Genomic DNA, 12,775 nt, shown 5'->3' with positions numbered 1-12,775 from the left:
GCGTTACCGTCGATGCTGCTGCAGCCGGTGATACCAGTTCATCAACGGTGTCGCGGAAATCCCGTGGGCGATCACCGAGGCCGACACGACGGCCAGCACGGGCGCCGCGAGCGAGCGTACCGTGCCGGAAGGCCCGTACTCGAGCGCGAACAGCAGGTAGTAGAACGAGCCGATTCCGCGGATGCCGAACCACGCCATCAGCCGTCGCTGCGCAGGCGACGCGGCCGAGCCGGCAAGTGCGAGCAGCACGGCAAGCGGGCGCACGACGACGAACAGCACGGCGGCCAGCGCGGCGATGCCCCAGGTGAGCAGCGGGCCCGGCAGCGTGGCGAGCACGCTACCGATCATCGTCATCACGACGGCTTCCGCGATCCGTTCGAGCTCGATCGTGAAGCCGAGTACCGATTCGGCCATGTACGCGTGTGCCTTTTCGGGATGCTTCTCGGTCGCGACGACGTCCGCCGAATCGATCTGGCCGATGACCTCGCGCGGATGACGGTCGCCGCTCGCGCGATGTTCGACGCGGCGCATCGCGACACCGGCCGCGAACGCCGCAATGAACCCGAATGTGTGCGCGAGCTGCGCGGCGCCGAACGACAGCACGATCAGCGCAAGCGCGAAGAAGCCTTCGAGCCCGAGCGCCGTTGCATGGCGCGTGCGCAGCCAGCCGATCGTCTTCGCCGTCGCCCAACCGAGGCCGCCGCCGATCGCGGCCGCGCCTGCGATGCCCCACAGCGCGACGAGCGCGAACGCGCCGGACAGCGGCGACGGCTCGTGTGTCGCGTCGTGCGCGCCGCACAGTGCGAGGCCGGCCAGCGCGAACGGCAGCGCGATCCCGTCGTTCATCCCGCCTTCGCCCGACAGTGCGAAGCGTACGAGATCGCGATCGCCGGGATCGTGTACCTGCACGTCGTGCGCGAGTACGGGATCGGTCGGCGCGAGGATCGCTGCAAGCAGCAACGCGGGCGCCCAGCCGAGTCCCAGCGCGAGCATCGCGCATGCGGCAAGCAGCGGGACGGTGATGCACATCGCGAGCAGCCCGAGCCGGCAGGGCACGAGCCACAACCGGTCGGACAGCGGCACGCGCAGCCGCAACCCGATCGCGAACAGCGACACCAGCAGTGCGATTTCGACGATCTCGCGCAGCAGCCGCGCGTCGCGGGCGAGGTCGAGCTGCAGCAGGCCCGCACCGGACGGGCCGAGCGCGGCGCCGAGCGCCAGATAGATCATCGCGGCACTGCACGGCAGGTGCCGCAGCGCGGACGTCGCGATGCCCATGGTCATCAGCACCGCGCCGACGATCAGGTACCAAAGCGTTTCATGCATGTGCGTGGTCGAAACGGGGCGATACGGCGGGTACGCGTGCCGTCACGGCTTGCGCCCGAATGCCTCGCGCAGTTTCTGTTTTGCGCGCTCGAGCGTCGTGCGACGCGTTTTCGGCAGATTGCGGCCAGCGCGGTTCATGTAGAAGTTGAGCATGGACATCGCCGACTGGAACGGTGACGCCTTGCGGCGGCGACCGTGTTCGGCCGAATGCTTCAGTGACGCGGCGATTGCAACAGGATCGTCGGATTTGAAGATGTCGGGTTCGATGTCGAGCGCGTTGCTTGTTTGCGTGACGTCGCCGGACCAGCGTGTGCGGTGTCGAGGATCGACGCTGCGGGCGCGGCCGGCGCGTCGCGTGAGACGCTTGCCGTGCGGAGGGGATGCGGAAGCGGTAGACATCGTGCGGGCTCCGTGTGGGGTCATCGGGACGTAGTACGGGCAACGGCGGCGCAAACTGCGTGCCGCGGCGCATGCATCGCATGCGGGGTGAACCGGTGGCGACGACGGCATGGGCCTTGCTGAAGGAAGCGGGCAGGACATGCGATTCCGCCACCACGGAGGAGGACATCATGCAATCGAATTCCCGGATCTGGCTGGAGAACGACGAGGTCGACGGCGAGTCGATCGATACGGACGATCTTGATACGACGGTTCAGGTCGACGTCGAGACGGGCAGGATCATGTTTCATGCGGCGTGGGCGCAGGCGGCCGATCCGCCGCCGGAGATCGCGCGGCATGCGGTCGTGCTCGCGCTCGATTGCGACACCATGGAGCGCTACGCGGATCTCGACGAGCGTACGCGGACGCGTGTGCATGCGATCCTGCACGATACAGTGCAGGCGATGCTCGACCGCCTTCCCGACACCGACGAGAACGCGACGCTGACGATCGAGCTGACCGACTCGATGCTCGACGCGGCGTGTCGTCTGCAGTGATCGCGCCGATTGGCCCGGCACGCGGATTGCTGCGCGACCGGCACGGCACGACACGTGTCGCCATTCCCACGGAGGCATTCATGAGCGGCAGGCTGGAGCATTGCAAGGTAGCGATCCTCGCGGTCGACGGCTTCGAGGAGGCCGAACTCGTCGAGCCGCAACGCGCGCTCGCGGCCGAAGGCGCGCAGGTCGACGTGATTTCGCAGAAGCGCGGCGAGATCCAGGGTTTCAGGCATGTCGACAAGGGCGGGCGCGTGAAGGTCGACCGCACGTTCGACGATGCGCGCGAAGGCGACTACGACGCGGTCGTATTGCCCGGCGGCGTCGTGAACGGCGATGCGATCCGGATGCTGCCGGCCGCGCGCGAATTCGTGACGGCGGCCGTCGGCGCCGGCAAGCCGATCGCGGCGATCTGCCACGGCGGCTGGCTGCTCGTGTCGGCGGGGCTCGTCGAAGGGCGCACGATGACGAGCTGGCCGAGCCTGCAGGACGACATCCGTCACGCGGGCGGCAAGTGGGTGGACGAAGAGGTCGTGCGCGACGGCAACCTGATCACGAGCCGCAAGCCGGCCGATCTGCCCGCGTTCACCGGCGCGCTGGTCGATCGCCTCGCATCGCACGGGGCATGACGCCGGTGCCGGCCGAATCCATGCGTCGCGTGACGTTGGCCAATGCGCCGCCGGTATTCGACGGCGCGGCGCTGCAGTTGCGCTTCATCGTCGATGTCGACGGCACGCCGCAAACCTGCGCGATCACGGTCGAGGCGCTGGAAGATCATTTCGGCGCACCGTCTGCGCTGGAAGCCGACCTGCGCGATGCGTTCGAACGCGGACGCGCACGCATCGAGGCCGCATGCGCGGACGTGCTGGCCAACGGCAATGGCGGCGATGTGGTGCTGCATAGCGGTTATTTCCGTGCGCCGGCCGGGTTGCTCCGGTCGAAGCGGCCCTGATCCGGTCGCGATTCATCGGCGCACTTGGCAATCCGGCATTACATCCCGTTGAAAACTTTGCAGCGCTTCGCCAGTGTCGCGCGGTGCCACATCGCGCGAGGCGCCGAGCGCGCGGAAGCCGATCGCGTTACGCCGGCTGGCATGGTCCCTGCATGTCTGTCATGTTGCCGGTGCACGATTCGCGTCGCACGCAGCCGCCAACGGGGGAACGAGCATGCTGACCGCCCATGAATTTGCCGCACTGTTCCTGGTGCATCATGCACCGGAACAGATCCAGATCGACCGCGACGACGTCGTCGCACTCGTTGAACAACACCTGATCGTGATGCAGCATGACGACGTGTCGGGCGCGCACCGGCCGGCATTGACCGCCGACGGACTGTCGGTCTTGCAGTGCGTGCAGCGTCATGACGCTGCCGAATCCGATGCGATCGACCTGAACGACGTAACCGACGCGTGATGCGTGACGCGTGGCGACACGGGCGGCGCTTATCGCACGATCGCGACGAAAAGCGCAAGCCGCCATGGGAGGATGATGGCACGGCAATGCCACCGTCGCATTCAACTGCCGGCACGCGCCGCCACGAGCACGGCAACCGGCAACTCGGCCAGACAGCGATCAAGCGCCAGCACACCCTCCGGCGCATCGATCGCCTCCCCGGGATTCAACTCGTCCGTCCACCGCCCCTTGATCCCGCCCGGCAGCACGACCGCCGTTTCGCCCCACTGCGCAGCTTCCACGCGCGGCAACCCGGGCGCGTCACCCAGCAACCGGCACGCGAGCCGCGTCGCCACGACCACCACAGTCACTGTATCGTCGCATCGCGCGAACGCCACCACATGACGCGCGAGCCGACCGCTCACGCGCAGCGGAACGTACGCGCCATCCGCGAACGTCGCCGGCCACCGTGCACGCAGTGCGAGCATCCGCTCGACCAGCGCCCGCTTCACGCGCGCATCGGGCCACGTCGACAGGTACGACGCGACCGGCTCGTCGACCCGTTCTGCGGCCAGCGCCGCGAACGACACGTCACGCCGGTTGTCCGGATCGACGAGCGAGTGATCCCATGATTCGGTCCCCTGATACAGATCCGGCACGCCGGGCGACGCGATCCGCAGCGCCGTCTGCGTCAGGCTGTTGACGACGCCGGCCGGCGCGATCCGCGCGACGAACGCGTGCAGCCGGTGTGCGAAATCGCCGGCGCCGTGCGGTGTCAGGATCGCGCGGACGAATGCTTCGCAGTCGTGCTCGTAGTCCGGCTCGGGCGCCAGCCAGTCGGTGTGCTGTTTTGCTTCGCGCAACGCCTTCGCCTGCCACTGCGCCACGCGGGTGGCGAGCGCGGCGAGCCCGGCCGCATCGTCGGGCGCGAGCGCCGGCGGCCAGCAACCGACGAGCGTCTGGTACAGCATCGCCTCAGCGGCCGGCCCCGGCGCCCATGCAAGGTCGCGATGTGCACCGCCGCGATGGGGCAGGTTCAGCGCGGACCAGTCGAGCGACGCCGCGCGCCACGCGTCGGGCAGCTCGCTGAGCACCGCGAGCCGCGCACGTGCGTCCTCGCCGCGCTTGTGATCGTGCGTGGCCGTCGCGACGAGCCCGTGCGGCACGGTGCGCGCGCGGCGCCGGTTGCGCGCATGGAATGCGCCGCGCGACAGGCTGAAGTCGCCGGCGTCGGCGCCGACCTCGTTGCGCGACAGCAGCCGGCCGTAGCGATAGTGGGCCGTATCCTCGACGCCCTTCGCGGCCAGCGGCGCGGTGAGCTGTGCGAACGCGACACGCGCCGCATACAGCGCGGCGGGATCCGCGTGCGGCACGCGCGCGACCGGCAAGCCGAGCCACGCGGTCACGCGCTCGAGCGCGAACCGGTCGGCCGGATCGACGGCCGCGCGTGCGCCTTCGTACGCCTGCGCGAGCACGCGGCGGTCGGCGTCGGCCGGTTCGTCGTTCGGTGACGGGTACATCCGGTACACGGGCAGCCGCACCGCGAGTTCACCGAGTACGCGCTGAATCGCGATCCGGCTGACGTCGCGCGTCGCGGGCGACGCACGCGCAATCGCGTGCAGCCGCCGCGCAACGCGCGCATGTTCGACGGCGAGCTGGCGCATCAGCACGCGCCGCTTGCCGTCGAGCGCTTCCTGCGCGAACGTGCGCGACGAGCCCGACACGGCCGCCCAGTGCGCGGCGAGCGGTTCGGCGCCGGCCGGATCGTGCAGCAGCGCGCCGACGTCGTTCATGAAGTCGTAGCCGGTCGTGCCGGCGACGGCCCAGTCGTCGCGCAGCGTTTCGCCGGGCGCGAGGATCTTCTCGACGACGACGTACGGTCGCGTGTCGCGCTGCACGGCCAGCCGGTCATCCAGCCGCCGGCAGTACGCGCGCGGATCGGCGAGGCCGTCGACGTGATCGACGCGTACGCCGTCGACGAGCCCGGTCGCATGCAGGCGCAGCGGCAGCGCGTGAACGGCGTCGAACACGGCGTCGTCGTCGATGCGGACGGCCGCGAGCGTCGCGATGTCGAAGAAGCGCCGCCAGTTCAGTTCGTCGGCGGCCGTGCGCCACCACGCGAGCCGGTAATGCTGGCGGTCGAGCAGCCGGTGCAGGCGCGCGCGCGAGCGCGCGTGGCGCGGATCGGCGCCACGCAGCACCGCGTCGAGCGCATGCGGGCCGTGCGCGGCCGCATGGTCGCGCAGCGCCGCATGCGCGGCGGCCAGCCGTGCGCTGTCGCGTGCCGGCGCGGCTTCGAAGCGCTCGGCAAGCGCGTTCAGGTCCGTACGGTTCGCGATGCGCAGGATTTCGGCGTAGGTGGCGGGCGCGACCGGCAACTGCCGCCCGGGGCACGTGACGAAGAAGCGGCCGGCGGCCGGATCGACGCCGAGCGCGATGTCGCCGCTCGCGAGCGCATCGCCGTATGGCGTGCCGAGGCACGGCAGCAGCACCTTGCCGTCGAGGGCCGGATCCGGCGGATGCCAGTCGATGTCGAAGTAGCGCGCGTACGGGCTCGCCGGCCCCCATTCGAGCACGTCGTTCCACCAGGCGTTCGACGATCCGCCGACGCCCATGTGGTTCGGCACGATGTCGACGATCACGCCGAGGCCGCGGGCGCGCAGCGCATCGACGAGCCGGATGAACCCGGCTTCGCCGCCGAGTTCTGCGCCGAGCACGCCGTAGTCGACGGTGTCGTAGCCGTGCAGCGAGCCGGGTTCGGCCGTCGCGACCGGCGACAGGTACAGGTGGCTCACGCCGAGCCGCGCGAAGTAGTCGGCGTGCGCGGCCGCGTCGTCGAACGTGAAGCCTGCATGAAGCTGGAGTCGCAGCGTCGCACGCGGTGTCATGTCCCGCGTCCCGGCGCGCGGCGCGCGTGCACGACGGCCGCGATGCGTGCGCGGACGTCCGCGTCGAACAGCGTGTCGATCGCGCGTGGCAGCCGCTGCCGCCAGTTCGGATGGCCGCATGGCGGCCCCGGCAGGTTCGGCTGCGCGTCGAGCGCGAGCAGATCCTCGAGCGGCAGGATCGCGAGCGGCGACGGGCTGTGTGCGACGTAGGCTAGCATCGCGCTCACCGGTGGCGCATCGGCCGGCGGCATGGCCGAGCCGGCCCGGGCGCAGCCTGCCTGTTGCAGCGCCCGCCACAGCGCCGAGCGTTCGGTCGCGCGTGCCGCGTAAGCGGCGGCGAGGTCGGGAGGCAGGGCGGGCGGCTGCGTGGCGTCGCCTGCGTCCGCGCGCCGCACGGTGTCGTGTCCGACCCCCGCGCTTGACACGATTTCGTCGGAATCGTGCGCGCCCGCGTCGTCCGGCGCCGGGGCGGCCACATCGTGCGGATCGGTTGCGTCGTGCTGCTTCGCGGCGTCGGCCGCAACCTGTCGCCACTTCAGGTCGACGCCGCGCCACCAGCCGGACACGGTCGGCAAGTCATGCGTCGACGTCATCGCGATCGCATCGCGATCCCATGCCGATGGCGCTCTGAAACCGCCGTCTGCGTCGCGCTCGAACCACAGCACGCGCATGCCGGCGACCCCCTGTACGCCCAGCCGTTCACGCAACCCGGCCGGCACGGTGCCGAGGTCCTCGCCGATCGCGATCGCGCGATGGCGGGCCGCCTCGAGCGAGACGAGCCGCACGAGGTCGTCGAGCGGGTAACGCAGGTACGCGCCGTCGCGCGGCGAGCCGCCGTCCGGCACGATCCACATCCGCGCGAAGCCGAGCACGTGATCGATGCGGATGCCGCCCGCGTGCGCGAACGCGGCGCGCAGCAGTTCGACGAACGGCACGAAGCCGTCCGTGCGCAGCGCGGCGGGCGTCCAGGTCGTCACGCCCCACGCCTGGCCGGCCGCGTTGAACAGGTCGGGCGGCGCGCCGAGCGACACGCCGCGCAACAGCGTGTCGCCGTGTGCCCACGCGTCGCTGCCCGTGCGATCGGAGCCGACCGCGAGATCGGCGATCAGCCCGGTTGCCATGCCCGCGCCGCGTGCCGCGTGCTGCGCATCGCCGAGCGAGCGCGACGCGCACCATTGCAGGAACGTGTGGAACGCGATCGTGTCGGCATGCGCGTGCGCGAACGCATCGACTTCCGCCGATCCCGGCACGCGCCACGGCGCCGGCCACTGCCGCCAGTCCGCCCCGATCCCGTGCTCGATGCAGAATGCCTGCAGCGCATCAAAGCGCGCATGCGCGTCGAGCGCGGTGCCGCCTGCCGCGCGAAAACGCTGGTACGTATCGCGCGACGGGTCGTCGCCGGCGCGCCACGCATCGAAGCAGGCGCGCAGACGGCGCAGCTTCATCGGCAACACGCGCGGCCAGTCGACCAGCGACGCGTCGGCCATCGCAGCCATCGCGGCCGGTGCGTCGCGCGCGGCGCCGGCGCCCGGCACGGCGTCGCAGTCGAGATAGGCGACGTTGTGCCAGCACCGCGACGACGGCGAATACGGGCTGTCATGCGCGGGCAGGGCTGGATAGCCGGCGTGCGTCGGGCTGATCGCAACGGCCTGCGCGCCGTGCCGCGCGGCCTGTGCGGCCAGCCGCGCGAGCGCCGTGTAGTCGCCTGCGCCGTCGTCGCCGGCGCGGCGCAGGCTGTAGAGCTGGGCCGCGATGCCCCAGCGGTTGCCCGCGTCGCGTGCGTGCGCGGCCGCGTCGAACGGGCGCGCACGCGGCGGCGCGATCGCGAGCCCGATGTGCTGCCCGCCGATGTCGAGCGCGTGATAGCCGGGCATCGAAAGCGGTGGAAGCGTGCCGTGTTCGCCCGCGCCGACGACGCGGCCGTCCACGTGGCCGCCGGTTTCGAGCGAGATCCGGAAGCGCGCGCCCGGCGGTGCGATCGTCGCGGGCAGCGTGAGCGGCAGGCCGGCGTCGCCCGTCACCATGCGCGGCGGCGATGCGGTCGCGTCGGCGAGCGCCGCCGCGCTGTCGACCCGCTGGATCGCCGTGCCACACGGCCAGCCGAGCGCATCGACGAGCGCGACGAGTGCGTCGTCGCTCACCCGCCGCGCGACGCCGCCCGCATCGGTCCAGTCGGTTTCCAGTCCGGCCGCGTGCGCGAGGGTTGCGATCGGGACGTCGGTCGTCATGATCGGCTCTGCCCGTTCACGCGGTGATACCGCGCATCGTGGTTGACCGCACCGTCACGCCACGCGACGCACGCGCGCGGGGGCAGCTGCAGGTCGGGCAGCCGGTCGCGTGCGCGCGGCGGCGTCTCGAACACGATCTTGCCGACCGGCAGCGCCGGCAGCGCCGCGTCGTGCGAACCGAGGTTCAGCGCGATCGTCAGCGTGCTGCCGTCGCCGAGGCGCCAGCGCGCGACGAGCGCCTGCGGGTCGGCGTCGCCCGCGAGCAGGTCAACGCCGAGCGCGTGCACGCCCGGCAGATGCGGCGTCACGAGCGCCGCGCGCACGGCCAGCGCGCCGCGGTAGAAGCGCTGCCATGCGGTGGCGTCGGGCCAGGTGTCGTCGGGCCAGGTGTTGTCGGGCGGATGGTTCGACGACGAGCGGATGAACGTCGAGATATCGTTGGGGTCGGGAATCATGTCGCGATGCGCCGCGTCGGCAAATGCGGGAAACGCCGCGAACTCGCGGCGCCGGCCGTCGCGCACGGCATCGGCGAGCGCGCCGCGATAGTCGGTGAAGAACTGGAACGGCTGCGTGCTGCCGCCTTCCTCGCCCATGAACAGCAGCGGGATCGACGGCGCGAGCAGCATCAGCGCGGTGGCCGCGCGCACCGCGTCGTCGTTCGCAAGCGCACGCAGCCGTTCGCCGAACGCGCGGTTGCCGATCTGGTCGTGGTTCTGCAGGAACGTGACGAACGCGGTCGGCGGCAGGTGGGCGCTCGGCTCGCCGCGCGCGGCGCCGTCGTGCAGCGGCGATGGTTCGCCCTGATACGCGAATCCCTCGCCGAGCGTGCGCGCGAAATGACGCAGCGGCGCGTCGGCGTACGCGCGGTAGTAGCCGTCCCGTTCGCCGGTCAGCAGCACGTGTGCACTGTTGTGGAAATCGTCGTTCCACTGCGCGTCGAAGCCGCCGGGGCCGAGCAGGCTCGCCGCATTGCGCTCGTTCTCGAGCACGAGGTGGATATAGCGTGTGTCGCCCGCGTACGTGCGCACGCGGCGCGCGAGTTCGCGCAGCCACGCGTCGTCGTCGATCGCGTGCGCGGCGTCGATGCGCAGCCCGTCGAAGCGGAATTCGTCGAGCCAGTACAGCGCATTGTCGATGAAGAACGCGCTCGTCTGCGGCCGCGAGAAGTCGATCGCCGGCCCCCAGGCGGTCTGCCGGTCCGCTCGGAAGAACGTGGGCGCGTAGCGCGGCAACAGGTTGCCTTCGGGGCCGAAGTGGTTGTAGACGACGTCGAGGAACACCTGCAGCCCGAGCCCGTGCGCGGTGTCGACGAGCACCTTCAACTCTTCGGGCCGTCCGTACGACGTGTCGGGCGCGAACGGCAGCACGCCGTCGTAGCCCCAGTTGCGCGTGCCGGGAAACGCGTTGACGGGCATCAGCTCGAGCGCGGTCACGCCGAGCGCGGCGATCGCCGGCAGCCGCCGCTCGACGCTCGCGTAGCCGCCGCACGCACCGACGTGCAACTCGTACAGCACTGTCTCGTGCCACGGGCGGCCGCGCCATGCGTCGTGGCGCCAGCGATACGCATGCGGGTCGACGACCTGGCTCGGCCCGTCCACGCCGCCGGGCTGAAAGCGCGACGCCGGGTCGGGCACGACGAGGCCGTCGTCGAGCCGGTAGCGGTACAGCGCTCCGGGGCCGCATGCGGCGACGGTTTCGAACCAGCCGTCGCCGACCGCTGTCATCGGGATCGCGTGTTCGCTTTCGTCGTGCAGTTCGACGGCGGCCGTGCGGCTGGCGGGCGCCCATAGCCGGAAGCGGGTACGGTCGATGTCGATGCAGGTCGCGCCGAACGACGATTCGAACGCATGCGTGCGGGGTGGGTGGTCGGAACGGGATGTCATCGCGGTCCTCGTCAGGATGGGTCGGCCGGCACGGCCGCGACCGCGATCGCGGCCGCGTGCGCGGCGACATCGAGGCCGTCGGCCGGCCAGGTGCGCGGGCCGGCGTCCGGCGTGGCCGTATCGACCAGCACGCGATACTCGAGCACGGGCGCGGGCGGCACGAACACGACCGTCTCGGACGACGCGTTCAGCATCACGAGCAGCGCCTCGGTGCGCCCGGTGCGGCCCGTGCCGACGCGGCGCATCGTCAGCGCACGGCGCTCGCGGTCCTGCCACGCGGGCACGGTCAGCGCGTCGCCGCGTTCGTCGAACCAGTCGATCTCGGCCATGCCCGGCGCGCCGTCACGGTCGCCCGACGGATAGCGCGGCGACGACATCACCGGATACATGCGCCGCAGCGCGGCCAGCCGCGACACGAAGCGCATCAGCGTCACGGCTTCGTCGCCGCGCGCCAGGTCCCAGTCGAGCCACGACAGTTCGTTATCCTGGCAGTACGCGTTGTTGTTGCCGTGCTGCGTGCGGCCGAATTCGTCGCCGGCCACGAGCATCGGCGTGCCGAGCGCGGTGAACAGCGTCGCGAGCATCGAGCGGGCGACGCGTGCGCGCACGTCGCGGATCGATGCCTCGCCGGTCGGCCCTTCGACGCCCCAGTTCGCACTGCAGTTGTCGTCGCGGCCGTCGCGGTTGTCCTCGCCGTTCGCTTCGTTGTGCTTGGCCGAGTACGACACGAGATCGGCGAGCGTGAAGCCGTCGTGCGCGGTAACGAAATTGACCGACGCCCACGTATGCCGCCGGTGATGGTTGAACAGGTCGGCCGAGCCCGCGAGCCGCGCGGCGAGCTCCGGCCGCTGGCCCGCGTCGCCGCGCCAGAAGCAGCGGACGGTGTCGCGAAACCGGTCGTTCCATTCGGCGAAGCCGGGTGGATGGCGGCCCAGCTGGTAACCGCCGGGGCCGAGATCCCACGGCTCGGTGATCAGCTTGCGCTGCGAGAGCACCGGGTCCTGCCGCAACGCGTCGAAAAAACCCGCGCCGGGATCGAAACCGTGCTCCTCGCGGCCGAGCGTGACGCCGAGATCGAAGCGGAACCCGTCGACGTTGAACGCGGTGGCCCAGTAGCGCAGCGAATCCATCACCATCTGCACGACGCGCGGGTGTGACAGGTTCAGCGTGTTGCCGCAGCCCGTCTCGTCGACATGAAAGCGGTGGTCGCCCGGCACGAGCCGGTAGTAGCTCGCGTTGTCGAGGCCGCGCCACGACAGCGTGGGGCCGAGCTGGTTGCCTTCGCACGTGTGGTTGTAGACGACGTCGAGCACGACCTCGATGCCGGCCGCATGCAGCTGGCGGATCGCGATGCGCATTTCGTCGAGCCGCCGCGTCGCGAGATACGCGGGCTCCGGCGCGAAGAACGCGGCCGTGTCGTAGCCCCAGTAGTTGCGCAGCCCGCGGTTCACGAGCGCGCGCTGCTGCAGGAACGCGTGGATCGGCAGCAATTCGACCGTCGTCACGCCGATCGACAGCAGGTGATCGATGAACGCTGGATGCGCGAACGCCGCGAACGTGCCGCGCTCGGGCACGCGCAATCCGGCGCGCCGCATCGACGCGCCGCGCACGTGCGTCTCGTAGATCACCGTGTTGCGCCATGCGACGCGCGGGCGCCGGTCGGTGCTCCAGTCGAACGCCTCGTCCACCACCACGCACTTCGGCATCGCGGGCGCCGAGTCGCGGCGGTCCATCGACAGGTCCGCACGATTCGAATGGAGGCGATAGCCGAACAGCGCGTCGGACCAGCGGAACTGGCCGACCAGCTTGCGCGCGTACGGGTCGAGCAGCAGCTTGGTCGGATTGAAGCGGTGACCGTTCTGCGGCTGGTACGGGCCGTCCGCGCGAAACCCGTACACGGTGCCCGGATGCGCGTTGGGCAGGTAGCCGTGCCACACCTCGTCGGTGCACTCGGGCAGGTCGAGGCGCGCGAGTTCCTTGCGGCCGGTCGGATCGAACACGCACAGCTGGATGCGCTGCGCATGCGCGGAAAACACCGCGAAATTGGTCCCGAGGCCGTCCCAGGTCGCGCCGAGCGGATAGCATCGGCCGGATTCGAGACGGGCGGGCAGGGCGGTCGGCATG

At 70.9% G+C, this 12,775-nt stretch carries 10 protein-coding genes; 4 read left to right on the top strand and 6 right to left on the bottom strand.

All coding sequences use genetic code 11. The features are described from left to right. Positions 1 to 3 precede the first annotated feature (3 nt). Complete coding sequence (locus AC5LXK_RS35325; RefSeq protein WP_493394269.1) at positions 4 to 1,326, bottom strand: cation:proton antiporter domain-containing protein; 1,323 nt, start codon at positions 1,324 to 1,326, stop codon at positions 4 to 6. A gap of 42 nt (positions 1,327 to 1,368) precedes the next feature. Beyond that, positions 1,369 to 1,725 (bottom strand): DUF3175 domain-containing protein, encoded by a 357-nt coding sequence (locus AC5LXK_RS35320; protein WP_493394268.1) that lies wholly within the window; start codon positions 1,723 to 1,725, stop codon positions 1,369 to 1,371. A gap of 170 nt (positions 1,726 to 1,895) precedes the next feature. On the opposite strand from AC5LXK_RS35320, the gene AC5LXK_RS35315 reads away from it, so the two are divergent. The 4 genes from AC5LXK_RS35315 to AC5LXK_RS35300 all read left to right on the top strand — a co-directional run bounded on the left by AC5LXK_RS35315 (position 1,896) and on the right by AC5LXK_RS35300 (position 3,673). Further along, the gene (locus AC5LXK_RS35315; protein ID WP_493394267.1) at positions 1,896 to 2,261 is read left to right on the top strand and encodes a DUF3022 domain-containing protein; all 366 of its coding nucleotides are present in this window, start codon (positions 1,896 to 1,898) and stop codon (positions 2,259 to 2,261) included. An 80-nt stretch (positions 2,262 to 2,341) separates the two neighbouring features. Next, on the top strand, positions 2,342 to 2,890 hold the full coding sequence (locus AC5LXK_RS35310; RefSeq protein WP_493394266.1) for a type 1 glutamine amidotransferase domain-containing protein: 549 nt from the start codon (positions 2,342 to 2,344) through the stop codon (positions 2,888 to 2,890). A 20-nt stretch (positions 2,891 to 2,910) separates the two neighbouring features. After that, entirely contained in the window at positions 2,911 to 3,213 is a 303-nt protein-coding gene (locus AC5LXK_RS35305) for a DUF1488 family protein (protein ID WP_493395101.1), read from the top strand. Positions 3,214 to 3,427: 214 nt separating this feature from the next. Next, on the top strand, positions 3,428 to 3,673 hold the full coding sequence (locus tag AC5LXK_RS35300) for a hypothetical protein (RefSeq protein ID WP_493394265.1): 246 nt from the start codon (positions 3,428 to 3,430) through the stop codon (positions 3,671 to 3,673). 101 nt (positions 3,674 to 3,774) lie between these two features. Here AC5LXK_RS35300 and treY read toward each other — a convergent pair whose 3' ends face one another. From treY to glgX, 4 genes are read right to left on the bottom strand one after another with little or no spacing between them, the layout of a single operon-like run. Next, a complete protein-coding gene (treY, locus tag AC5LXK_RS35295) occupies positions 3,775 to 6,540 on the bottom strand; it encodes a malto-oligosyltrehalose synthase (protein ID WP_493394264.1) in 2,766 nt (921 codons plus the stop codon). After that, the gene (malQ, locus tag AC5LXK_RS35290; RefSeq protein ID WP_493394263.1) at positions 6,537 to 8,768 is read right to left on the bottom strand and encodes a 4-alpha-glucanotransferase; all 2,232 of its coding nucleotides are present in this window, start codon (positions 8,766 to 8,768) and stop codon (positions 6,537 to 6,539) included. The genes treY and malQ overlap by 4 nt, the downstream gene beginning before the upstream one ends. After that, positions 8,765 to 10,651, bottom strand: a complete 1,887-nt coding sequence (gene treZ / locus AC5LXK_RS35285; RefSeq protein WP_493394262.1) for a malto-oligosyltrehalose trehalohydrolase — start codon at positions 10,649 to 10,651, stop codon at positions 8,765 to 8,767. The genes malQ and treZ overlap by 4 nt, the downstream gene beginning before the upstream one ends. Positions 10,652 to 10,662: 11 nt before the next feature. Further along, a complete protein-coding gene (gene glgX / locus AC5LXK_RS35280; RefSeq protein ID WP_493394261.1) occupies positions 10,663 to 12,774 on the bottom strand; it encodes a glycogen debranching protein GlgX in 2,112 nt (703 codons plus the stop codon). Between the last annotated feature and the right edge of the window lies 1 nt (position 12,775).

This window comes from Burkholderia pulmonis (assembly GCF_984667975.1).
This window is presented reverse-complemented; position numbering and strand designations above follow the sequence as displayed.